Origin of the sequence: Plantactinospora sp. B6F1 (assembly GCF_040120695.1) — a bacterium.
Classification (GTDB): Bacteria; Actinomycetota; Actinomycetes; order Mycobacteriales; family Micromonosporaceae; genus Plantactinospora.
The window spans coordinates 14,105-35,685 of record NZ_JBEEAC010000008.1; the positions used below are offsets into that span (position 1 = coordinate 14,105).

At 71.5% G+C, this 21,581-nt stretch carries 23 protein-coding genes; 7 read left to right on the top strand and 16 right to left on the bottom strand.

The window, feature by feature from the left end; translation table 11 throughout:
* Nucleotides 1-31: 31 nt before the first annotated feature.
* The 3 genes from tsf to ABNF97_RS13215 all read right to left on the bottom strand — a co-directional run bounded on the left by tsf (nucleotide 32) and on the right by ABNF97_RS13215 (nucleotide 3,771).
* Nucleotides 32-862: a translation elongation factor Ts gene (gene tsf / locus ABNF97_RS13205; RefSeq protein WP_130464314.1), complete on the bottom strand. Its 831-nt coding sequence runs from the start codon at nucleotides 860-862 to the stop codon at nucleotides 32-34.
* A gap of 140 nt (nucleotides 863-1,002) precedes the next feature.
* A complete protein-coding gene (rpsB, locus tag ABNF97_RS13210) occupies nucleotides 1,003-1,857 on the bottom strand; it encodes a 30S ribosomal protein S2 (RefSeq protein ID WP_130464315.1) in 855 nt (284 codons plus the stop codon).
* A 465-nt stretch (nucleotides 1,858-2,322) separates the two neighbouring features.
* Entirely contained in the window at nucleotides 2,323-3,771 is a 1,449-nt protein-coding gene (locus tag ABNF97_RS13215; RefSeq protein ID WP_349338702.1) for a hypothetical protein, read from the bottom strand.
* A gap of 314 nt (nucleotides 3,772-4,085) precedes the next feature.
* On the opposite strand from ABNF97_RS13215, the gene ABNF97_RS13220 reads away from it, so the two are divergent.
* The 6 genes from ABNF97_RS13220 to ABNF97_RS13245 all read left to right on the top strand — a co-directional run bounded on the left by ABNF97_RS13220 (nucleotide 4,086) and on the right by ABNF97_RS13245 (nucleotide 11,006).
* Nucleotides 4,086-4,445 carry a YraN family protein gene (locus tag ABNF97_RS13220; protein WP_130464317.1) on the top strand — a complete coding sequence of 120 codons (360 nt, stop codon included), beginning with the start codon at nucleotides 4,086-4,088 and terminating at the stop codon, nucleotides 4,443-4,445.
* Between the two features lie 52 nt (nucleotides 4,446-4,497).
* Complete coding sequence (locus tag ABNF97_RS13225) at nucleotides 4,498-5,616, top strand: beta-eliminating lyase-related protein (RefSeq protein ID WP_130464318.1); 1,119 nt, start codon at nucleotides 4,498-4,500, stop codon at nucleotides 5,614-5,616.
* Nucleotides 5,617-5,875: 259 nt separating this feature from the next.
* On the top strand, nucleotides 5,876-7,396 hold the full coding sequence (locus ABNF97_RS13230) for a YifB family Mg chelatase-like AAA ATPase (protein ID WP_349338703.1): 1,521 nt from the start codon (nucleotides 5,876-5,878) through the stop codon (nucleotides 7,394-7,396).
* 80 nt (nucleotides 7,397-7,476) lie between these two features.
* Nucleotides 7,477-8,730, top strand: a complete 1,254-nt coding sequence (locus ABNF97_RS13235; protein ID WP_130466216.1) for a DNA-processing protein DprA — start codon at nucleotides 7,477-7,479, stop codon at nucleotides 8,728-8,730.
* A gap of 73 nt (nucleotides 8,731-8,803) precedes the next feature.
* Entirely contained in the window at nucleotides 8,804-9,769 is a 966-nt protein-coding gene (locus ABNF97_RS13240) for a tyrosine recombinase XerC (RefSeq protein WP_349338704.1), read from the top strand.
* A 46-nt stretch (nucleotides 9,770-9,815) separates the two neighbouring features.
* Nucleotides 9,816-11,006 carry an aminotransferase class V-fold PLP-dependent enzyme gene (locus ABNF97_RS13245; RefSeq protein ID WP_349338705.1) on the top strand — a complete coding sequence of 397 codons (1,191 nt, stop codon included), beginning with the start codon at nucleotides 9,816-9,818 and terminating at the stop codon, nucleotides 11,004-11,006.
* Between the two features lie 86 nt (nucleotides 11,007-11,092).
* Here the strand turns inward: ABNF97_RS13245 and ABNF97_RS13250 are convergent, their stop codons facing one another.
* Nucleotides 11,093-11,776, bottom strand: a complete 684-nt coding sequence (locus ABNF97_RS13250; protein ID WP_130464322.1) for a murein hydrolase activator EnvC family protein — start codon at nucleotides 11,774-11,776, stop codon at nucleotides 11,093-11,095.
* A 341-nt stretch (nucleotides 11,777-12,117) separates the two neighbouring features.
* Here ABNF97_RS13250 and ABNF97_RS13255 point away from each other — a divergent pair, with 341 nt between their 5' ends.
* Nucleotides 12,118-13,350, top strand: a complete 1,233-nt coding sequence (locus ABNF97_RS13255; protein WP_349338707.1) for a sulfite oxidase — start codon at nucleotides 12,118-12,120, stop codon at nucleotides 13,348-13,350.
* Between the two features lie 34 nt (nucleotides 13,351-13,384).
* Here the strand turns inward: ABNF97_RS13255 and ABNF97_RS13260 are convergent, their stop codons facing one another.
* From ABNF97_RS13260 to ABNF97_RS13315, 12 genes are all read right to left on the bottom strand, one after another.
* Complete coding sequence (locus ABNF97_RS13260; RefSeq protein WP_007075222.1) at nucleotides 13,385-13,708, bottom strand: DUF2469 domain-containing protein; 324 nt, start codon at nucleotides 13,706-13,708, stop codon at nucleotides 13,385-13,387.
* Nucleotides 13,705-14,517: a ribonuclease HII gene (locus tag ABNF97_RS13265; RefSeq protein ID WP_130464323.1), complete on the bottom strand. Its 813-nt coding sequence runs from the start codon at nucleotides 14,515-14,517 to the stop codon at nucleotides 13,705-13,707. Before ABNF97_RS13265 ends, ABNF97_RS13260 begins: the two co-directional genes overlap by 4 nt.
* A gap of 2 nt (nucleotides 14,518-14,519) precedes the next feature.
* Nucleotides 14,520-14,978, bottom strand: a complete 459-nt coding sequence (locus tag ABNF97_RS13270; RefSeq protein WP_130464324.1) for an NUDIX domain-containing protein — start codon at nucleotides 14,976-14,978, stop codon at nucleotides 14,520-14,522.
* A gap of 66 nt (nucleotides 14,979-15,044) precedes the next feature.
* Nucleotides 15,045-15,692 carry a signal peptidase I gene (gene lepB / locus ABNF97_RS13275; RefSeq protein ID WP_130464325.1) on the bottom strand — a complete coding sequence of 216 codons (648 nt, stop codon included), beginning with the start codon at nucleotides 15,690-15,692 and terminating at the stop codon, nucleotides 15,045-15,047.
* Nucleotides 15,689-16,597, bottom strand: coding sequence for a signal peptidase I (gene lepB, locus ABNF97_RS13280; protein WP_349338708.1), 909 nt, complete (start codon nucleotides 16,595-16,597; stop codon nucleotides 15,689-15,691). The genes lepB (ABNF97_RS13275) and lepB (ABNF97_RS13280) overlap by 4 nt, the downstream gene beginning before the upstream one ends.
* A 198-nt stretch (nucleotides 16,598-16,795) precedes the next feature.
* Nucleotides 16,796-17,152, bottom strand: coding sequence for a 50S ribosomal protein L19 (rplS, locus tag ABNF97_RS13285; RefSeq protein ID WP_130464327.1), 357 nt, complete (start codon nucleotides 17,150-17,152; stop codon nucleotides 16,796-16,798).
* 141 nt (nucleotides 17,153-17,293) lie between these two features.
* Nucleotides 17,294-18,070, bottom strand: a complete 777-nt coding sequence (gene trmD, locus ABNF97_RS13290) for a tRNA (guanosine(37)-N1)-methyltransferase TrmD (protein ID WP_349338709.1) — start codon at nucleotides 18,068-18,070, stop codon at nucleotides 17,294-17,296.
* A 67-nt stretch (nucleotides 18,071-18,137) separates the two neighbouring features.
* Nucleotides 18,138-18,710, bottom strand: coding sequence for a ribosome maturation factor RimM (rimM, locus tag ABNF97_RS13295; protein WP_349338710.1), 573 nt, complete (start codon nucleotides 18,708-18,710; stop codon nucleotides 18,138-18,140).
* Between the two features lie 14 nt (nucleotides 18,711-18,724).
* Complete coding sequence (locus tag ABNF97_RS13300; RefSeq protein WP_130464330.1) at nucleotides 18,725-18,985, bottom strand: RNA-binding protein; 261 nt, start codon at nucleotides 18,983-18,985, stop codon at nucleotides 18,725-18,727.
* Complete coding sequence (rpsP, locus tag ABNF97_RS13305) at nucleotides 18,960-19,484, bottom strand: 30S ribosomal protein S16 (protein WP_349338711.1); 525 nt, start codon at nucleotides 19,482-19,484, stop codon at nucleotides 18,960-18,962. The genes ABNF97_RS13300 and rpsP overlap by 26 nt, the downstream gene beginning before the upstream one ends.
* Before the next feature lie 327 nt (nucleotides 19,485-19,811).
* Nucleotides 19,812-20,678, bottom strand: coding sequence for an ABC transporter permease subunit (locus ABNF97_RS13310; RefSeq protein WP_130466217.1), 867 nt, complete (start codon nucleotides 20,676-20,678; stop codon nucleotides 19,812-19,814).
* The gene (locus tag ABNF97_RS13315; RefSeq protein ID WP_349338712.1) at nucleotides 20,675-21,532 is read right to left on the bottom strand and encodes a carbohydrate ABC transporter permease; all 858 of its coding nucleotides are present in this window, start codon (nucleotides 21,530-21,532) and stop codon (nucleotides 20,675-20,677) included. Before ABNF97_RS13315 ends, ABNF97_RS13310 begins: the two co-directional genes overlap by 4 nt.
* Nucleotides 21,533-21,581 lie beyond the last annotated feature (49 nt).

Genomic DNA, 21,581 nt, shown 5'->3' on the forward strand with positions numbered 1-21,581 from the left:
GGTCACGGCGACCCGGGCCCACGGTAACGACTCAGGCCTGACCCACCTCGAAGCGGACGAACCGGGTCACCTCGATGCCGGCCTCGGCCAGCACCTGCTTGACCGACTTCTTGTTGTCGGCGACCGAGGCCTGCTCGGTCAGGACGTAGTCCTTGAAGAAGGCGTTCACCCGACCCTCGACGATCTTCGCCAGGGCGGCCTCGGGCTTGCCCTCCTCCCGGGCGGTCTGCTCGGCGATGTGCCGCTCGGAGGCGACGGTCTCGGCCGGCACCTCGTCCCGGGTCAGGTACTTGGGACGCATCGCGGCGATCTGCATAGCGACGGCGCGCGCGTCGGCGTCGCCCGCCTCGTCGGCCTTGCCGCTGTACTCCACCAGCACGCCGACCTGCGGCGGCAGGTCCTGCGCCTTGCGGTGCAGGTACACCGCGACGGTCCCGTCCAGGACGGCGAAGCGGTTGAGCACCAGCTTCTCACCGATCTTGGCCGACTGCTCCTGCACGGCGTCGGCGACGGTCCGGCCGTCGGGCAGCGTGCTGCCGAGCAGCGCCTCGGCGTCGGCGACCCCGGCCTGCGCGCCGTGCTCCACCAGGAGCTGGGCGAACGCGATGAAGTCGGCGTTCTTGGCGACGAAGTCCGTTTCGCAGTTGAGTTCGAGCAGCGCCTTGCCGGAGTGCGCCACCAGGCCATTGGCGGCCGTCCGGCCGGCCCGCTTGCCGACGTCCTTGACGCCCTTGACGCGCAGAATCTCGACGGCCTTGTCGAAGTCGCCCTCGGCCTCGGTGAGGGCCTTCTTGCAGTCCATCATGCCGGCGCCGGTGAGGTCCCGGAGCTTCTTGACGTCCGCGGCGGTGAAGTTGGACATGACTCTCTCTTCGGTGTGTAACGCGGCTGATTCGTGGTGCTTCTGCGGACTACCCCGATCGGTACGTATCCGCGCCGTGACTCGTAGCGGTTCGGGACCCGCCGGCTGCGACGATCAGCCGGCGGTTCCCGACACGAAGATCACTCGGCGGCGGCGACGCCCGCCGGCTCGCCGGCCTTCCGCTCCGCCTCGCCGGACGCCTTCTTCTCGTTGTCCTCGATCAGCTCGCGCTCCCACTCGGCGAGCGGCTCGCCAGCGCCGACCACACCCGGCTCGGGCTTCTCGTCGGTCCCCCGGCGCTTGCCGGAACGGGCGATCAGCCCGTCACCGACGGCCGCCGCGATCACCTTGGTCAGCAGCTCGGCGGAGCGGATCGCGTCGTCGTTGCCCGGGATCGGGAAGTCGACCTCGTCCGGGTCGCAGTTGGTGTCGAGGACGGCGATGACCGGAATGCCCAGCTTACGGGCCTCGTCGACGGCGATGTGCTCCTTCTTGGTGTCGACCACCCAGATCGCGGCCGGGACCTTCTGCATGTCCCGCAGACCACCGAGGGTGCGCGACAGCTTGTCCTTCTCGCGGGAGAGCTGCAGGGTCTCCTTCTTGGTGTAGCCCTGCGCGGTGCCCGACAGGTCGCCGAGAGCCTCCAGCTCCTTCATCCGCTGCAGCCGCTTGTAGACCGTCTGGAAGTTGGTAAGCATGCCACCCAGCCAGCGGTGGTTCACGTACGGCTGGCCGACCCGGGTCGCCTGCTCGGCGATCGCCTCCTGGGCCTGCTTCTTGGTACCCACGAAGAGGATGCTGCCGCCCTCGGCGACGGTCCCGCGCACGAAGTCGTACGCCTTCTCGATGTAGTCGAGAGTCTGCCGCAGGTCGATGATGTAGATGCCGTTACGCTCGGTGAAGATGAAGCGCTTCATCTTCGGGTTCCAGCGCCGGGTCTGGTGCCCGAAGTGGACACCGCTCTCCAGCAGCTGACGCATGGTCACGACGGCCATGGTGGGGTACTCCTCGGTTGTCCCTGGTTGTCACGCCGGGCCGGCGGCCTGGCGTCCTGGTGCCTGATCGCCGGCCATGGCGGACCCGATGGGAAATCGGGACCAGGGGGCCGTCGCCCCACGGACGAACCGTGGAGAGGGCACGCGAGGTCGACCGCGCGAGGCGGTCGCCAATCGCCAAGTGTACGCCCCGCCGCGCCCACCAGCGCACAAACCCCCACCCGCCATCGCTCACCGCCAGATCCGGTCAACCTGACCGGCGGATGCCCAGGTGGGCGGCCTCATCCGGGCACGCTGTCCCCGAATGCCCCGGTCGTCACCCCTGGTCCGGGCGATGCGGCCAGCCGCCTCGACGCCGAGTCCGCGTCGCACCCGTTCCGCGTCCCGCCCCTTCGACGTTCCGCCCGTTCCGCGTCCCGCCCCTTCGACGCCCCGCCCGTTCCGCGTCCCACCGCCGGGCGGGCGTCAGCCGGCCGCGAGCGCCGCCGCCACGAAGAGCACCAGGCCGATACTGAGATAGCCGGTCGGCGGGCGAAGCCATCCGCGAGCCGGATCGGCCAGGACGGCGGCGCTGGTGGCGAGACCGTACAGGCCGACGGCGAAAATCGGCAGTCCCAGCACCAGGAAGGTCCCGGAGAGCAGCGCTGACGGCAGGACCGGATCACCGAGTGCTCCGTCGAGAAGCAGGCGTACCGCCGGCACCTCGAAAATCACCACGAGAAGCACCAGGATCACGGCCAGTGCCGGCCGACGGGTCCGGTACACGCCGTCGCCGGGCGGGAGGCCGAGTCCGCCGGGCAGCCCCGGTGCCGGCTGGCCGGGGGCGCCGGCGGTGCTCGACCGGTACGGCCCCGCCGGGTCGATCGCCTCGGCGCGCTGGCCCGGGTCGGCACCGCCCGGTACGCCACCCACGCCGGCACGCGGGTCGATCTGCGGCACCAGGTTCGTCGGCTGGTCCAGCACGCCGGTCTGGTCGGCGCCACGACCCGGTTGCCCGCCCTCATGACCACTGCCGGAGAGGGCGGGATCACCGCCGGGGCCCGACCGCCAGCCCTCACCGCCACCACCGGACTGGGCATGGGCGCCGCCACCGACGGACTGGGCGGGAGCGCCGCCACCGACGGACTGGGCGGGAGCGCCGCCACCGACGGACTGGGCGGGAGCGCCGCCACTGACGGACTGGACCGGATCGGCGCCACGGACGGGCTGGACGGGATCGGCGCTGCTGCGAACCGACGCGACGGGATCGGCGCTGCGGCTCGGCTGGACGATCGGGTAGCCGGTCAACGGCGAGGGGCCATGGTCGGCGCTCCTGGGCGGCCCTCCCGGATCGGCGACCTCGCCAGCCGGCCGCGCCGGGCCGGCCGGCCCGGCGCCATGCCGGCCGCCGCCCCAACCCTGGTCCGGGCCGGACGGGCCGGCATCGTGCCGACCGGTGACGTCGGCCGCACCGGGTGCCGTGGCGCCGGCCTGCTGTCCGGACGGATCCGCAGCCCAGGGGCTGGGCGGATACCCCGATCCGGTGCCGGTCGGGGTGGCGCCGAAGCTCGGCAACGGGACGTCCAGGGATGGCCGGGCGGGATCAGCGGCACCCGTCGGTACGAAGCCGGGGTATCCGCCGCCGTCCAGTGGGTTCCCGCCGCGCGGGTCCGGCGCCGCGTACGGTTCCGGACCGGTGGGACGCGACGATGCCCCGTACCGGGCTGGATCGGCGTACCGGTCGGTGCTGGCGTCGAAGGATCGGTCGTAGCGGCCGTCCGGTGCCGGACCACCGCGCTGGGGCGGCGCTGCCGGCTGTTCGTCGTCGGCGTAACGGTCCTCGCCGAGGCCGTGCCAGCGCTGGTCGGGGTAGCCATGGTCGTCGGCCCGCCAGCCGGAGGTCTGCTCTTCCGGAAAGTTGCGTTGCTGCTCCACGGCCACGCACCGTATGTGGCCTGCCGGGGTGTCCGCCAGTCGGCCGGTCCGCCGCCGGTCGACGGCGGGATGCCCGCCGGCCGGTCGCCGCTGACGTCTGCCGATGCGGTTGGCGGGCCGGGGCCGGCGCTGGCGGGCCGCGTTACTCCGCCGCTCGATGGCACCCCTGGCGATCTCGTTTCGCCCGCTCCCGTCCTCACCAGGACATAGCAGCCAAGGGGCTTGATCGTCCGACCATCCACAGGACCCTCGGATATCCACAGCCCGGGCACCTCCGGGTTGTCCCGGTTGCCCGCGGGAGCCAGGGTCCGGTCATGACAGCGGCGAGACAGGCGATCGGCGCGTACGGCGAACGATGCGCGGTACGGCACCTGGTCGAGGCGGGGCTGCGGGTGGTGGCCCGCAACTGGCGGTGTGGCCACGGCGAGATCGACATCATCGCCTGGGACGGCGACGTCCTCGCCTTCTGCGAGGTCAAGACCCGACGGGGCGACACGTTCGGCACGCCCGCCGAGGCGGTGGTGGGCAGGAAGTCACGCCGGGTGCGCCGGTTGGCCGCCGAGTGGCTGCGGACCAGCGGGGTGCATCCGGAGCAGATCCGGTTCGACGTCGTCGAGGTGTACCCGGCGCGCAGCGGACCCGCCCGCGTCGAGCACCTGCGGGCGGCGTTCTGAGTACGACGATCTCCTTATTGCAAGATATTGGCAACAAGGCGAGACTCGCTCCATGCCCCCACCCGAGTCCCACCCGCACGCCGGCCCCGCCGCGTCGATCCGACGGTCCCTGTTCCTGCACGCACCGATCCGCCGGATGCCCCGGGCGGTGCTGCGGCAGATGCTCGACCAGGTCGACGACGACACCCCACCGGGCGGCCCCGACGCCCCGGTCGCCCGGCTCGAGCGGCGGATCGCCGACCTGTTCGGCACGGAGTCGGCGCTCTTCTTCCCGACCGGCACGATGGCGCAGCAGGTGGCGCTGCGGATCCATGCCGAGCGTCGCGGCCGGCACGCGTTCGCCGCACATCCGCAGAGCCACCTGGACGTCTGGGAGCAGCGGGGCTACCACGCGGTGCACGGGCTGCGGTTCCATCCCGTCGGGGACCGGCACCGGCTGATGACCGGCGCCGCTCTGGCGGCGATCGGGGAACCGCTGGCCGCGGTGGTCTGGGAGCTGCCGCAGCGGGACATCGGCGGGCAACTACCCGAGTGGGACGAGCTGCGGGAGCAGGTCACGGCTGTCCGGGCCCGAGGTGCGGCGGCGCATCTGGACGGCGCCCGGATCTGGGAGGCGCAGACCTACTACCGCCGGCCGTTCGCGGAGATCGCCGGCCTGTTCGACACCGTCTACACCTCCCTCTACAAGGCCCTGCTCGGCGTCCGGGGTGCCGTACTCGCCTCCGACGCCGAAACCCTCGCCGAGGCAGCGGTGTGGCGGAGCCGGCTGGGTGGGGCGATCCACGATGCCTGGCCACTGGCGCTGACCGGTCTCGCCGGCCTGGACAACCTGCTGCCCCGGATGCCGGCGTTCCGGGAGCACGCGATCGCGATCGCCGCCGCGATCAACACCGACGGTACGGCGCTGGCCTGGCCGGATCCGCCCCAGACACCGATCTTCCACGTCCACCTCCCCGCGTCGAGCCAGGACGTCGAACGGGCCGGTGCGGAGATGGTCGCCGAGCACGGCGTCCAACTCTTCCCGCGGGTACGCTCCGCCCCCGACCCGAGACGGTGCAGTTTCGAGGTCACGGTGGGCGAGCAGGCGATGTCCTTCGCCCCGGACGAGGTCGTCGCGCTCCTGCACGAGCTTCTCGACCGGGCCGGGGCATCCGGAAAACGGCGGACCTGAGCCGCCTCGGCCCGGGCGGATAGCCGGGCCTGCCGACCGACCACCCGGTCGGAGAGCGGCCGCCATCAGGGGTGACCGTCCGACGGCGGCCACCTAGCGTCGACGGCGGCCACATAGCACAGTCGCAGCTTGATCGTCCGGACATCCACAGGACCCCCGGTTGTCCACAGGCCACTCTGTCGGGCCCGCCCACCGGGGCCGTTCCGGGCAGGGTCGAGCACATGCCGATGCCGCGAGACCGCTTTCCCGGGTCCGATCGATGAGTTATGCCAAGGTGCTCTGTGTGGGACTGGTCGGCGTGGCCGGGCACGTCGTCGAGGTCGAGGCCGACCTGTCCACCGGCCTGCCCACCGTCGTGCTCTCCGGACTGCCCGACACCGCACTCAACGAGGCCCGAGATCGGGTGCGCGCCGCGATCGTCAACTCCGGTCAGCGCTGGCCGAACCGCCGGATCACGGTCAACCTCCTGCCGGCGACGCTACCCAAGCACGGTTCGGCGTTCGACCTCGCCATCGCGGCGGCGCTGCTCGGCGGCTCGGGCGAACTGCCCCTCGCCCCGCTGGACGAGGTAGCCGTGCTCGGCGAGTTGGGACTCGACGGCACGGTTCGACCGGTCCGGGGCGTGCTACCGATGGTCGCGGCCGCCGCCCGAGCCGGCATCACCCGGGTGGTCGTACCCCTGGCGAACGCCGCAGAGGCGTCGGTCGTACCAGGAGTACGGGTCCGGGCGGTCGACACCCTGCACCGGTTGGTGAGCTTCGTCCGGGACGGCACGCCGCTGCTCGATCCGCCGACCGCGCCCGCGGTGCCGCCCCGACCCGGCCCGGATCTCGCCGACGTCGCCGGACAGCTGCTCGGCCGACGCGCGTTGGAGATCGCCGCGGCCGGCGGTCATCATCTGGCCCTGTTCGGCCCGCCCGGCGCCGGCAAGACCATGCTGGCCGAGCGCCTGCCCTCGATCCTTCCCGAGCTGGACGACGAGGCGGCACTGGAAGTGACCGCATTGCACTCGATCGCCGGGCTGCTGCCTCCGGACGGGCGGCTGCTGCGCCGACCGCCGTTCCAGGCCCCGCACCACACGGCGACGATCGCCTCGCTGGTGGGTGGTGGGTCGGGGCTGGCCCGGCCCGGCGCAGTGTCGTTGGCCCATCGTGGGGTGCTCTTTCTCGACGAGGCCCCCGAATATGCCCGAGGCGCCCTGGAGGCGCTGCGCCAACCGTTGGAGAGCGGCCGGATCGTACTGACCCGGGCCCGGGGCGGCACCGAATATCCCGCCCGGGTGCAACTGGTGGTGGCGGCGAACCCGTGCCCGTGCGCGAAACCCTCCGGGGACATCTCGTGCGAGTGCCCGCCGTTGGCACGCCGCCGCTACCTCGGCCGGCTTTCCGGCCCGCTGCTGGACAGACTGGACGTACAGGTCACGGTGAGCCCGCTGCGCGCGGCGGAACTGATGGCCGCCGAGCAGACCGTCGAATCGTCCGCCGTGGTCGCCGAACGGGTCGGCAGGGCCCGCGCCGCCGCCGCTGACCGTTGGGCCGCCGGTGGTTGGCGGGTCAACGCCGAGGTGCCGGGGCCGCAACTGCGCCACCCCCGGTGGCGGTTACCGGCGAACGACACGTACGCGCTGCGCCGGCTGCTCGACAGCGGCGCGCTCTCCGCCCGGGGCTTCGACCGGGTGATCCGGGTGGCCTGGAGCATCGCCGACCTCGACGGTCGGCAACGCCCCGACGCCGATGACGTGCACGAAGCGACCCAACTCCGCACCGGGAGCATCGCATGACCGGACCAGCCCGCCCCGCTTTGTCAACCCCCGGCCCGTCCACCGACCCGTCCCGGTCCGATCCGGGGCCGGACGACCAGATGGATGCCCCGCCCCCGGTCACCTCGGCCCAGGATCTCGACGCGCGGGTGGCAATGGAGGAAGATCGCCTGGCTCGCATCGCCCTGACCTGGCTCTTCGAGCCCGGCACCCGGGCGGTGTTCCGGCTGGTACAGCAGTTCGGAGCGGCCGGGGCGTTACGCCGACTGCTCACCGGAGAGGTTCCGGACCACCGCTTGCGGGCAACGGTCGAGTCCCGGTTGGTCGCCGGAGACCCGTGGCAGGTCGCGCTCGCCGCCGCCGAGCAGACCGAGCGGCTCGGCGCGCGCGTGGTGACTCCCACCGACCCGGAATGGCCTACCCGGCTGCCGAGTCTCGACCGGCTGCCCCTGCCCGGTGCCGGCCGCAGGGTCGACCAGGAGACGGCACCGCCGCTCTGCTTCTGGGTGCGCGGTGCCTGGCCACTCGGGCCGGCGTTGCAACGATCGGTGGCGGTGGTCGGATCCCGGGCCGCAACCCCGTACGGGCTGCACGTCGGCACCGAGATCGCCTTCGGTCTGGCCGAACGCGACTGGACCGTCGTCTCCGGCGGTGCGTTCGGCATCGACGCGGCAGCGCACCGGGGCGCCCTGAACGCCGGTGGCGTGACCGTGGCGGTACTCGCCTGCGGGCTGGACCGGCCCTATCCGGTGGGCAACACCGCCCTCTTCGACCGGATCGCCGATGTCGGCCTGCTGGTCAGCGAATGGCCTCCCGGGGCAGAGCCGCTGCGGCCCCGGTTCCTCATCCGCAACCGGGTGATCGCCGCCGCGACCGCCGGCACCCTGGTCGTCGAGGCGGCGGCCCGCAGCGGTGCCACCCAGACGCTGCGCCGGGCGATCGCGATGGGGCGACCGTCGATGGTGGTGCCCGGGCCGGTCACCTCCGCCATGTCGGTCGGGGCGCACGAACTGCTCCGGGAATATCCCGAGGTGCGACTGGTCACCGGCGTGCCGCACGTGCTTGAGGAGGTGGGACGCATCGGTGCCGACCTCGCCCCGCCGGTTCGTGGCCCCGACCGGCCACAGGATGCGCTCGACGACGAGGCGGCGTTGATCCTGGAGTCGGTCCCCCGACGCGGCCCGATCGGCCCGGACATCCTCGCCGCCCGGACCGGCCTGGACCTGCGTACCGCCCTGCGCAAGCTCTCCCTGCTGGAACAGCTGCGCCTGGTGGTCCGCCGCGACGAGGGGTACGTACTCGCTCCGGCGGCGACCCGACCCAGCCACGGCCCGTCGCACCAGCCCGTACGGTGAAGATGGCTGCGAGCGGGCGACGACGGCGGGCCAGCTTGACGTGGTCGATGCTGGAGGTCCACCGTCACGGGTGATGAGCCAGCCCAGTCGCAGTACCCGCAGCCAGCCCGGTCGCAGTACCCGCAGCCGGCACGAGGCGTTGACACCGCCCTTCCGGGAGAGCGTCGACGACTTCGCCCAGCACCTCGCCTCGGTCGAGAACCGGTCGACGCACACCGTCCGGGCCTACGTCGCGGATGTCGTCTCGCTGCTCGACCACGCCGGCCGGATGGGCTGCGCCGAGCCGCGGGATCTGGACATCACCGTGCTGCGGAGTTGGCTGGCCAAGCTGCGTACCCTCGGGGCCGCCCGGGCCTCGCTGGCCCGCCGCGCCGCCTCCGCCCGTACCTTCACCGCCTGGGCACACCGGGCCCGGCTGCTGGACGCCGACGTGGGCGCACAGTTGGCCAGTCCACGGGCGCACCGCGAGCTGCCGGCCGTGCTCCGGGCCGACCAGGCGAGCGAACTCGTGGAGGCCCCCGGCGAAGCCACCTCACCGGAAGCGCTGCGCGATCGGGTGGCGCTCGAACTCCTCTACGCCACCGGCATCCGGGTCAGCGAACTGTGCGGTCTGGATCTCGGGGACGTCGACCCGGCCCGGCGGGTGGTCCGGGTCCTGGGCAAGGGTGCCAAGGAACGCACCGTGCCGTACGGGCTGCCGGCGCAGCGGGCGCTCGACGACTGGCTGCGGGCCGGCCGGCCGCGCCTGACCGGACCGGCCAGCGGCTCGGCGCTGTTGCTCGGCGTACGCGGCGGGCGGCTACAGCCCACCGTGGTACGCCGGATCGTCGCCGACTACGCCCGCGTGACAGGTCTGCCCCGGATCAGCCCGCACGGGCTGCGCCACTCGGCCGCCACCCATCTGCTGGAGGGGGGTGCCGACCTGCGTACGGTGCAGGAGCTTCTCGGACACGCCACGTTGTCGAGCACACAGATCTACACCCATGTCTCGGTGGAACGGCTGCGGGCGGCGTACCGCCAGGCACATCCCCGGGCCTGATTCCCAGCTGTCCACGAGCGGCCCGGGACCGGGCTACGATCACCGGATGAGCACCGCCGGGCCGCCTCCGCCCGTGCCGATCCCCGGCGCCCGACTGCTGTTCTCGCTGGATCCCAGCCTCGCCCACCTCAACCACGGCTCGTACGGGGCGGTCCCGATCAGCGTCCAACGCGCTCAGCAGCGGCTCCGCGACGAGACCGAGGCGAACCCGATGCGCTTCTTCACCCGGGGACTCGTCGAGCGGATCACGCACGCCCGTCGACACCTGGCCGAGTTCCTCGGCGCCGACCCGGACGGGACGGCCCTGGTCGGCAACGTCACCCTCGGAGCCGCCATCGTGCTCCAGTCGCTCGGCTTGCAGCCCGGCGACGAGGTGGTCGACACCGACCACGGATACGGCTCCTTCACCCTCTCCATCGATCGCGAGGCTCGCCGCACTGGCGCGGTCCGGCGCACCCTGGCCGTGCCGCTGACCGCCACCGACGAGGAGATCGTCGAGATCGTCCGGGCCGGGATCCGCCCTGGCCGCACCAGACTGCTCATCGTCGACCACCTCACCTCCGCCACCGCCCGGCTCTTTCCGGCGGCGGCGATCGCCGCGGTGGCCCGGGAGCGCGACGTCCCGGTACTGGTCGACGGGGCGCACGCGCCCGGAATGCTGTCGACACCGGTACAGAGCATCGGCGCCGACTTCTGGGTCGGCAACCTGCACAAGTGGGCGTACGCCCCGAGGGGAAGCGCCGTGCTGGTGGTGGCGCCCCGCTGGCGGTCACGGATCGAGCCGTTGGCCGTCTCCTGGCAGGAGGAGGCCGGCTTTCCCGGCCGGGTGGAATGGCAGGCGACGCTCGACTACACCCCCTGGCTCGCCGCCCCGGTGGGCGTGTTCACCCTTCGTACGGTAGGGCTGGACCGGGTGCGGGCACACAACGCGGAACTGGCCGGGTACGGGCAGTGGGTGGTCGGCCGGGCTCTCGGGATCGCGCCGGCCGAGCTGATCGCCCCCGGCGGGCCGACGGTGTCGATGCGGATCCTTCCCCTGCCGCCCGGCGTCGCGACCACCTTTCCCGACGCGACAGCGCTGCGGCAGCGGATCGGCGACGAACTCGGCGTGGAGGTCAACGTCAACCCCTGGCAGGACCGAGGCTGGTTGCGGCTGTCCGGCCAGATCTACAACCGGGCGGACGAGTACGACCGCCTCGCCGAGGGCCTACCCGCGCTGCTCGCGACGCTCTCCTGACCGACAAGCCGGACGCCACCACGGGACGGCCCACCGAACGCCGGCACCCGGACGTTGGCACCGCGGACGCCGGCACCCGGACGCCGTCACTGACATCGGATCGGCAGCGCGCGCACGGACGCCGCATTTCGGCGGGAGCACGGACGCCGGCGTGCGCACCGTCGGCGCGTCCGGGGCAGCGGCACCCGACCGGCGGCTCCGGCCGGACGGCTGGCCACGACCGGCAGCAGGCGGACCCGGCCGAGGCCCAGCAGGAGCAGCGGATCGAGGTAGTCGTCACCCCGGCGCAGGCCCCAGTGCAGGCAGGCTGATCCGGCGACCCGGCAGCCGGGATGGCCCGGCAGGAGCACACCGAGAGAATCTCCCGCCCGAACCGGATCCCCGGCCGACAGCACGGGCCGCACCGGCTCGTAGGTGGTGCGTAGTCCGTTGGCATGGGCGACGCTGACCAGTGGCCGGCCGGCCACCATCCCGGCGAAGAACACCACTCCCGGCCCGGCCGCCCGGACCGTGGCGCCGGGCAGGGCGGCCAGGTCGACACCCCGGTGCCCGGCCGCCCACGGCTGCGGCGGCGGGTCGAACCGGCGGACGATCCGCGGTACCCCGTCCAGCGGCCACCGGAATCCTCCGGGCTCTCGCATCTCCGCCGCCTCGACGGCCTGCCCGGTCTCGTCGAGCGCGGCGTCCGACCGGGCCGATGGCAGCGTCAGAACCAGCAGCAACATCGGAAGCAGGATCGCCGGTCCCCCGCCGCGCCATCTACTCGTCATGGTCGTGCAGTGTCACGACACCCGCCGGGCTCGGCAATGCCTCGGGCCCTGTCCTGTGCACAAGTACCACCGCTGTGGAAAACGTCCGCAAACCCCGATGATCTGCTATGTCCGCCGGCCCAACCCGGGCACGAAACCGGACGACAAACCCGGGCGGCAGGACGGGCGGCAGGACGGGCGGCAGGACGGGCGGCAGGACGGAACCGGCATGGCCGCCGGCCCTGTCGAGGCTCGGCCGGCCGGCTGTGACCTGGGCCGGCTCGGTATCCGGTCAGGGCACTCCCCTAGGCTGGACGGCCGGAGGCGGGCCTGTCCGTCACCGGGCGGCGAAGGGAGCGGAGATGAGCGCGAAGGGAGCAGCGGTGACCAATGTGGACGACGTCAGCCGGCCGTCCCGGGTGGCCGATCCCGACGAGGGTATCGGCGCCGACGAACTCGCCCTCGCCGCGCGTAACCACGCGCTGCCGCTGGAGGCGCTCCGTTACGACGTCACCCCGGCTGGCCTGCACTACCTGCTCATCCACTACGACATCCCGGATCTGGACGCGGATCGGCACCTGTTGGTCGTCGACGGCCGGGTCGACCGCCCGCTGACCCTCGACCTCGCCGCCCTGCGCGAGCGGCCCAGGGTCACCCGGCGGGTCACCCTGGAGTGTGCCGGCAACGGTCGGGCCCTGCTGACGCCCCGGCCGGTCAGCCAGCCGTGGCTCACCGAGGCGGTCGGCACCGCCGAATGGACCGGCACGCCGCTGGCCCCGCTGCTGCGTGAGGCGGGGCTCGCGGCGGACGCGGTCGACGTGGTCTTCACCGGTGCCGACCACGGTGTGGAACGCGGCGTCGAGCAGGACTACCAGCGTGGGCTACCGGTCTCCGATGCGCTGCGCGAGGAGGTGCTGCTGGCGTACGAGATGAACGGCTCCCCGCTGCTCCCCCAGCACGGCGCACCGCTGCGCCTTGTGGTGCCGGGCTGGTACGGCATGGCGCACGTCAAATGGCTGACCAGGATCACCGTGCTGGACCGGGAGTTCGACGGCTACCAGAACGCGGTGGCCTACCGGTTCCGCACCTCCGCCGAAGACCCGGGAACTCCGGTGACCCGGATCGAGCCCCGGGCGTTGGTTCAACCGCCCGGCTTTCCGGACTTCATGTCCCGGACCCGGGTGGTACGTCCCGGGCCGTGCGTCCTGGATGGCCGGGCCTGGTCCGGATACGCTCCGGTGACCGCCGTCGAGGTGACCACGGACGGGGGCGTCAGCTGGGCTCCCGCCACCCTCGATCCGGTCACCGTCGTGCCGCGGCGGGGCGACGGTTCGGAGCCGGGATCGGCGGGGCGACCGGCGCCGCAGCCCGTTCCGGACGGACCGGTCGTCGACCAACGCTGGGCATGGCGCCGCTGGCGGTACGAGTGGGCGGCGACCCCGGGCCGGTACACGCTCGGCGCGCGGGCCACCGACGCGCGGGCGTACCCAGCCGATCGAGCAGCCGTGGAACCGGGGCGGGTTCGCGAACAATCTGGTCCAGCGGGTGGAGGTGGTGGTCACCGACGACCGCTAGAACCCGGCCACCGAAGTTGATCTAGTTTGGCGTGGCGGTCGTGACCGCTGATGATCAGCCGCCGAATCCAGAATCAGCGGGAAGGGAGATGTCCGGCTTTTCAAGTTCTTCGACGTTGACATCCTTGAAGGTCATTACTCGGACATTTTTCACGAATCGCGCTGGCCGATACATATCCCAAACCCAGGCGTCGTGCATCTCCACCTCGAAGTAGACCTCACCGTCGGAGTTGCGGACGTGCAGGTCGACCTGGTTCGCCAGATAGAACCGCCGCTCGGTCTCCACGACGTAGGAGAACTGACGAACGATGTCGCGGTACTCCCGATAGAGCTGCAGCTCCATCTCGGTCTCGTACTTCTCGAGATCTTCCGCGCTCATCCCACTCCGCCTTCCATGGCCACATCTTCCCCCACCAACGCTGACGGCCGAGGCCGCTCGCCCAACGCCACGCCGACGGTACTCCCTGCCCGGCCCCCTTGCGCCATCGACTCGATCTCACCGAGCTGCGCGGGGCGCCGGGAGCGGGGCGGCCGACCGATTCGACCGGAGACGGTCGCGACATTGACGTACGAAAAGCGATGTTCCAGGCACGGACCGTGACGCTCCAGTGCGGCGCTGTGCTCGGCGGTGATGTATCCCTTGTGCTCGGCGAAGCCGTATCCGGGGTGCCGCTCGTCCAGCTCCACCATGATCCGGTCCCGGGTGACCTTGGCAAGTACGCTCGCCGCCGCCACGCAGGCGGCGACCTGGTCGCCCTTCCAGACGGCCAGCCCCGGCACGCCGAGCCCGTCCACCCCGAACCCGTCGGTCAGCACGTAGTCCGGTACGAGGGTCAGGGAGGCCAACGCCCGGCGCATCGCCGCCAGGTTGCAGACGTGCAGCCCCCGGGTGTCCACCTCCGCGGCCGGGATGACCACCACGGCGTACGCCAGCGCCCGGGCCACCACCTCGGCGTAGATCCGCTCCCGGGTGGCCGGGGTGAGCAGCTTCGAGTCGGCCAGTCCTTCGATCTCACCGCGCCGGCCGTCCGGCAGCACCGCCGCGGCGGCCACGAGCGGACCGGCGCAGGCTCCCCGGCCGGCCTCGTCGGCCCCGGCGACGTGCGGGAAGCCGCGTCGTCGCAGTGCCCGTTCCATGGCGTAGATGCCGCCCTCGCGGCGGATCACCGTACGGGGTGGGTTCAGCACCGCTACTCGCTTTCCAGAGCCCGGCGCAGCAGCTCGGGCAGGTCGGTCGGATAGATCCGTTCCGTGGCCCGGTCCAGCTCGTCGATCGACCACCATCGGTGAAGATCGATCGTCTCCCGCTCGACCGCGTCGAACCCGGCCGTGTCCACCACCCAGGCCGAAACCCGGACGACGAAGAAGTGCTGTTCCTGGCGGTACCACCGGCCATCGAAACTGAACTCGGTGATCTCCTGCCAGATCGGCTCGCCGAACTCGGCCGGACGTAGCCGCAGCCCCGTCTCCTCGGCGAGTTCCCGGGCGGCACCGGCCGCCGGCGTCTCGTCCGGGTCCAGACCCCCGCCCGGGGTGAACCAGTAGCGGTGGAGGGGTCGGGCCGGATCACAGCCGTGGAACAGCAACACCCGGCCGCCGGCGTCGACCAGGAGAACCCGGGCGGCCTGCCGGGCGGTGAACACGGTCACCCGGTCAGCCTAGCCGCGCCGACGCCCGACCCGCCGTGGGCCGCGCACCCGCGGGGGGGGCGCCGGTCAGCCCTGCGAATCCGGGATCGCGCCGTAGGAATCGGGTACGGAGAGCAAGGTGGCCCGGCCGACCGGCCAGAAGACGGTGAAGGCCCGCCCCACCACCGACTCCTCCGGAATCGTCGCCAACTGGATGTCCTTGCGGCTCTGCTGCCAGTGCTCCAGCGAGTCCCCGGAAGCGGAGCGGTGGTCGCCCATCACCCAGAGCCGCCCCTCCGGCACGGTGATGTCGAACTCCTCGTCGGCCGCCGGATCCCGGACCCCGTTCTCGGTGAAGATGTACGGCTCGTCCAGCGACTGCCCGTTGATCATGAGTCGGTCCTGCGGGTCGCAGCAGACGACCCGGTCCCCGCCGACCCCGATCACCCGCTTGATGAAGTCCTCACCCTTCGGGTTGCCGGTCCACTGGGTGGGTGCCTTGAAGACGATGACCTCGCCCCGGTGCGGCGACCGGAAGTCGTAGACCAGCTTGTTGACGAGCACCCGGTCGTAGATGTCGAGGGTGTGCTCCATCGACGGTGACGGGATGTAGAAGGTCTGCAGGACGAACGCCCGGACCAGTACCGCGACCAGGATCGCCACGCCCACCAGGATGGGCAGCTCGCGCCAGAACGAACTGCGGGGCTTGGGCTTGTCCGTCTGCTCGTCAATCACGGGTGGAGCCTACGATGCCGGGTCCCGCGAGAGCGCCGGGAACGCGCGGTGACGAGCAGAGAGCCCAAGATTGGTATCGCAATGGCGGTTTCTCCCGTGTCTGAGCGGTGCTGCGGAGTCTCGGAGGGCGGCGGCCCCCCGGGTGCGGAGGCCGCGGTCGGTCTCGGTAGGTCGTCGAAGGTGTCCGGCACCGACAACGAACTCCAGTGGCCGAACGGCCAGACGACCACGAAGGCCCGGCCGATCACGTTCTCGATCGGCACCGGCCCCTGGCACCGCGCATCCTGCGACACCAGCCGGTGGTCACCCATCACGAAGATCTGGCCCGCCGGGACCACCACCTCGTCGAACCGCCGCGACCGGCACTCCTGGCGGTTGGGCGGAACGTCCAGTGGGGAGTTCTCCAGCACGTAGGGCTCGTCGATCGGGACTCCGTTGACGGTGACCCGGCCCTGGTCGTCACAGCACTGAACCCTGTCGCCGGGCAGCCCCACCACCCGCTTGATGAAGTCCTTCTCGCCGGGCCGGCTCACCCCGACCAGGTCGCCGACGGTGCGGCCCAGCTTGGCCACGAACCCCGGGTCGACCTCCTCGCGAACCTCGGGAGCCCAGGCGGCCGTACCCCGGAACACCACGATCTCGCCGCGGGCCGGGTCGCGCACGTCGTACACGATCTTGTTGACCAGGACCCGGTCACCGATCAACAGAGTGTCCTCCATGGACCCCGAGGGGATGAAGAACGCCTGGAGCAGGAAGGTCCGGATCAGGACCGCGAGGCAGAACGCCACGATCAGCAGTAACGGAAGCTCCTGCCACAGTGGCATCTGCTTGCGGGTGCGGCGGGATCGTCGGGGCCGGCGACGCCAAGGTTCGACATCGTTCTCGTCGTCCAACCTACGCACCACGCAACTCCCCGGTCCCGATATACCGCGCCATCACCCAGTGCCTGAGTGACGGGCACCGCGAGCGGAAGCGCGGGGGGTGACGGGCGACCCCGGCAGTCGCTGGGGTCGCCGGGGCTCGCGTCTGCCCGTGCGGCCAGCGTAGTCGGCGTTGGCCGCGGTCGGCACCCCGCGATCGTCGTCCGCGCGGTCCGCCGGGGGTCAGCCGACCCGCTTCTCGCGCCGCTCCTTGATCTTGGCCTTCTTGCCGCGCAGCTCACGGAGGTAGTAGAGCTTGGCCCGGCGCACGTCACCGCGAACGACCACCTCGATCCGGTCGATACCCGGGCTGTTGACCGGGTACGTCCGCTCCACCCCGACGCCAAAGCTGATCTTGCGTACGGTGAAGGTCTCCCGCAGGCCCCCTCCGTGGCGCCGGATGACGACACCCTCGAAGATCTGGACCCGGGACCGGCTGCCCTCGATGACTCGGGCGTGCACCTTGACGGTGTCACCGGCCCGGAAGTCGGGCACGTCGGTCCGCTGCGACTGGGCGTCGAGGGCGTCCAGGGTGTTCATCGCTGCATCCTTGATGACTCACGGCGCACCGGTCGTCGGTGCGCGGATGGGTGATTCTGATCTCCACGGCGGAGTCTGGCACGACGACCCCGGCGGAGATCCTCGCAGCCGTCCGCGGCACGGGCGACTGCGGCAACCCCCCTACTTTGCCATATCGTCGGCCGGAGGCTGAAATCCGGCCTGCGCCAGGGCGGCTACGTCCTGTTTGTCCAGCTGCGCCGCCGGCAGCGCGGCGAGCATGTCGGGTCGGCGCCGGGCCGTCCGGACCAACGCCTGGTCCCGCCGCCACCGGGCGATCCGGCCGTGGTCACCCGAGCGCAGGATCTCCGGTACGTCCTGCCCACGCCAACTCGGCGGCTTGGTGTAGACCGGCGCCTCCAGCAGCCCGTGCGCGTGCGACTCCTCGGTGAGCGAGTCGGCGTTGCCGAGTACCCCGGGCAGCAGGCGGGTCACCGCCTCCATGATCACCAGGACCGCGACCTCGCCGCCGAAGAGCACGTAGTCGCCGAGCGAGACCTCGGTCACCGGCATCCGGGTGCCGGCGTGTTCGAGGACCCGCTGGTCGATCCCCTCGTACCGGCCGCAGGCGAAGACGAGGTGCGACTCGGCGGCCAGCTGCTGCGCCATCGGCTGGCTGAACCGGATCCCGGCCGGGCTGGGCACCACCAGGCGGGCACCGGACTCCTGGGCGTTCGGCACCAGGGCGTCCAGCGCCTCGCCCCAGGGCTCGGGCCGCATCACCATGCCGGGCCCGCCACCGTACGGGGTGTCGTCGACCGTACGGTGCACGTCGTGGGTCCAGGTCCGCAGATCGTGCACGGCGATGTCGAGTACGCCGGTCGCCCGGGCCCGCCCGATCAGCGAGAGCCCCAGCGGAGCGAGATACTCCGGAAAGATCGACACCACGTCGACACGCATGGGAGGAAGGGCCCCCTCTTATCGCTTCTCGTGTAGGAAGGGGCCCTTCCTACCAGAAATCCCCGGCTCAGAGGTCCAGCAGGCCGGGCGGGGCGTCCACCACCACCCGGCCGGCGGCCAGGTCCACCTCCGGGACGATCGCCTTGACGAACGGGATCAGCGCGCTGCCCCCCTCGGGGCGGCGGAGCACGAGCAGGTCGGAGGCGGGGGCGTGGTCGATCCGGGCCACCTCGCCGAGCGCCTCACCGGCCGGGGTGACCACGGCGAGACCGATCAACTGGTGATCGTTGAACTCGTCCGGGTCGGCCGGCGGCGGCAGCTCCGCGCTCTCCACCCAGAGCAGGGTGCCACGCAGCGCCTCGGCGACGTCACGGTCGTAAACCCCGTCGAAGGTGACCAGCAGCCTGCCCTGGTGCCACCGGGTGGCCTCGACGGTGAGCCGCTCCGGCACCCGGACCAGCTCGCCGTGCTCGGTCACCGGAGGCGGCGCCGCCGGGCCGCCGCCGGCTGCCGCCGCCGGGCCGGTACGCAGCACCGCCCCGGCGGCGAACCGTGCCTCGGGATCGTCGGTCCGCACCTCCACGGTCACCTCACCACGGATGCCGTGCGGACGGCCGATCCGGCCGACGATCAGGAGCATCGGGGTCCCGCGGATCAGTACGAGTCGACGATGTCGACGCGTACCCCACGACCGCCGATCGACCCGATCACCTGGCGCAGCGCCTTCGCGGTACGGCCGGAGCGGCCGATCACCGTACCCAGGTCCTCCGGGTGCACCCGCACCTCCAGGCGCTTGCCGCGCCGGGAGTCGACCATCCGGACCCGTACGTCGTCCGGGTGGTCGACGATGCCCTTGACCAGGTGTTCGAGCGCCGGCCGGAGCGCCACGTCAGCCCTGCTCGCCGGAGACGGCACCGGCCTGCTCCTCGGTGTTGGGGGCCTCGGTCCGAGGAGCCTCGGCGGGCGCCGCCTTGGCCTCCGCGGGCGCCGCCTTGGCCTCCGCGGGCGCCGCCTTGGCCTCCGCGGGCGCCGCCTTGGCCGCCTTCTTCGCCGGCTTCGCCGACTCGGTCAGCCCGGCCGCGGCCTTCGCCTCGGCCTCGTAGGCCGCCGTGCGGTCGACCCGCTCCGGCGCCACCAGCAGCGGCGGCGGGGCCGGCAGGCCCTTGAACTTCTGCCAGTCGCCGGTCTTCTCCAGCAGGCGCTGGACGGCCTCACTCGGCTGGGCGCCGACAGAGAGCCAGTACTGCACGCGCTCCGACTTGACCTGGATCACCGAAGGGTCCTCCTTCGGCTGGTAGATCCCGACGAACTCGATCGCCCGGCCGTCGCGCTTGGTGCGCGAGTCGGCGACGACAATGCGGTACTGCGGGTTGCGGATCTTACCCATCCGCAGGAGCCGGATCTTTACGGCCACAGTGTGTTCGCTCCTGTTGCGATTCTCACCGTCCCGGACTCGGGCGGTGCGCGGGTGAGAGCCGACCGGCACAGTGGGGTTGAGCCGGGGACTGCTCGATGGACTGGCGACACGCCCGGGTTAGAGGGCGCCGGACGCGCGCCGGATACCAGCGACCTATTGTGCCAGACCGGGCCCGGGAACCTCACACCGGCCGGCGAAAACGCCGACGAGACCCGCTCCGGGTGACCACGATCTGTCGATCATGAATAACTTCGCCCACCCGGGGCGCGCCTCGCGGACCTCGATCGGACTGCGGCTCTTCCGTGCCCGCCCGTACGCCTCCGGTCAGCCCTTGACCGCGCCCTGGAGGCCACCGACGATCTGCTTCTCGGCGAAGGTGAAGAAAAGCAGTGCCGGCAGCATCGCCAGCGAGGTGAAGGCGAGAATTCCCGCCGTGTCGGAGGTGTACTGGCTTGAGAAGTTCTGCACACCGAGTGGCAGGGTGTGCAGACTGACGTCGCCGAGCACGAGCAGCGGCAGGAGGAACGCGTTCCAACTCGTCACGAAGGCGAGAATCCCCACCGTGACGAGCGCGGGCCGCGACAGCGGCAGCACGATCAACCAGAGGAAGCCGAGCCGCCCCGTGCCGTCGATCGCGGCGGCGTCCTCCAGCTCACGCGGGATGGCGGCCAGGAAGGGACGCAGGATCACGATCGTGAGCGGCAACGCGAACGCGACCTGCGGCAGGATCACCGCGAAGTAGGAGTTGATCAGGTTCAGGTCGCGCAGCATGAGGTAGAGCGGCAGGATCGCCGCGCCGGCCGGGAAGAGCAGGCCGAGCGTGAAGAAGGTGTAGAGCGCCTCGCGCCCCCGGAAGGCGTACCGGGCGAGCACGTAGGCGGCGCAGACACCGAGCACCACGACGCCGAGCGTCGTACCCAGGGCGATCACGGCGCTGTTGAACGCCTGCCCCCAGAAGTCGCTCTGGGTCAGCACCCTGGCGTAGTTGTCGAACACCCACGGGTCGGGCAGCCCCGCCGGGTTCGCCACGATCTGCGGGGTGGTGCGGAAACCGCCGACGATCACGTAGACGACCGGCGCGATCGACACGGCCGCGACCGCGAGTGCCAGCGCATAGGTGAGCGGATTGCCCCAGGACACCGGCCGGCGCTTGGACGGTGGGGGCAGGACAGCGTTCGCGGCCACGGTCAGTTCACCCTTCTGGTGGTGATGGCGCCCTGGATGTCGCGACGGAGGAGGAAGCGCTGGAACAGCAACGCCGCGACGAAGGAGATGGCGAACAGGATCACGGCCACCGCGTTGCCGTAGCCCCACAGTCGGGCGAAGAAGCCGTTGTCCACCATGTACGTCGCCATGGTGGCCGACGCGCCGAGCGACCGCACCGAGGACACCGAGGTAACCCAGATCACGTCGAAGACCTGCAACGAACCGATCATCGACAGGAACATCCAGATCCGGATCGTCGGGCCGAGCAGCGGGAGCGTGATGTGCCGCTGGACCTGCCACCAGCTCGCGCCGTCGATCGCGGCGGCCTCGGTCAACTCGTGCGGCACGTTCGACAGGCCGGCGAGCAGGAGGATGATGGCGAAACCGACGTACTTCCAGGTGAGGATGGCAAGCAGCGTCCAGATGACGATGTCGAGGTCGGCGAGCCACGCCTGCACCAGGTTGCCCAGCCCCAGCGACCGCAGCAGCGCGTCGGCCGTCCCGCCGTCGGTCAGGATCAGCTTCCACATGATGCCGACGGTGACCTCGGCGAGCACGTAGGGCACGAAGACCAGCAGCCGGAAGATGGTGCGCCCGCGAAAGCGACGGTTGAGCAGCAGGGCCACGCCCAGCGCGATGGGACCCTGGATCACCAGGGATCCGACCACGATGATCGCGTTGTTGCGCAGCGCGTCGAGGAAGATCGGGTCCTGGAAGGCCAAGACGTAGTTGTCAAGGCCGACGAAATCGGTGGGCGGTCCGACCCCGCGCCAGCGGAAGAGGCTGTAGTAGACCGCGAAGCCCATCGGCACCAGTACGAACATCACGTAGACGATCACCGCTGGTGTGGTGAGCCCGATGATCTCGTACCACTTGCGTCGGTTCCCG

Excerpts from the sequence above, each read along its gene's own strand:
- tsf (WP_130464314.1), bottom strand. The coding sequence starts at position 862 with ATGTCCAACTTCACCGCCGCGGACGTCAAGAAGCTCCGGGACCTCACC.
- rpsB (WP_130464315.1), bottom strand. The coding sequence starts at position 1,857 with ATGGCCGTCGTGACCATGCGTCAGCTGCTGGAGAGCGGTGTCCACTTC.
- ABNF97_RS13220 (WP_130464317.1), top strand. The coding sequence starts at position 4,086 with ATGACAGCGGCGAGACAGGCGATCGGCGCGTACGGCGAACGATGCGCG.
- ABNF97_RS13225 (WP_130464318.1), top strand. The coding sequence starts at position 4,498 with ATGCCCCCACCCGAGTCCCACCCGCACGCCGGCCCCGCCGCGTCGATC.
- ABNF97_RS13230 (WP_349338703.1), top strand. The coding sequence starts at position 5,876 with ATGAGTTATGCCAAGGTGCTCTGTGTGGGACTGGTCGGCGTGGCCGGG.
- ABNF97_RS13235 (WP_130466216.1), top strand. The coding sequence starts at position 7,477 with ATGGATGCCCCGCCCCCGGTCACCTCGGCCCAGGATCTCGACGCGCGG.
- ABNF97_RS13240 (WP_349338704.1), top strand. The coding sequence starts at position 8,804 with ATGAGCCAGCCCAGTCGCAGTACCCGCAGCCAGCCCGGTCGCAGTACC.
- ABNF97_RS13245 (WP_349338705.1), top strand. The coding sequence starts at position 9,816 with ATGAGCACCGCCGGGCCGCCTCCGCCCGTGCCGATCCCCGGCGCCCGA.
- ABNF97_RS13250 (WP_130464322.1), bottom strand. The coding sequence starts at position 11,776 with ATGACGAGTAGATGGCGCGGCGGGGGACCGGCGATCCTGCTTCCGATG.
- ABNF97_RS13255 (WP_349338707.1), top strand. The coding sequence starts at position 12,118 with ATGAGCGCGAAGGGAGCAGCGGTGACCAATGTGGACGACGTCAGCCGG.
- ABNF97_RS13260 (WP_007075222.1), bottom strand. The coding sequence starts at position 13,708 with ATGAGCGCGGAAGATCTCGAGAAGTACGAGACCGAGATGGAGCTGCAG.
- rplS (WP_130464327.1), bottom strand. The coding sequence starts at position 17,152 with ATGAACACCCTGGACGCCCTCGACGCCCAGTCGCAGCGGACCGACGTG.
- trmD (WP_349338709.1), bottom strand. The coding sequence starts at position 18,070 with ATGCGTGTCGACGTGGTGTCGATCTTTCCGGAGTATCTCGCTCCGCTG.
- rimM (WP_349338710.1), bottom strand. The coding sequence starts at position 18,710 with ATGCTCCTGATCGTCGGCCGGATCGGCCGTCCGCACGGCATCCGTGGT.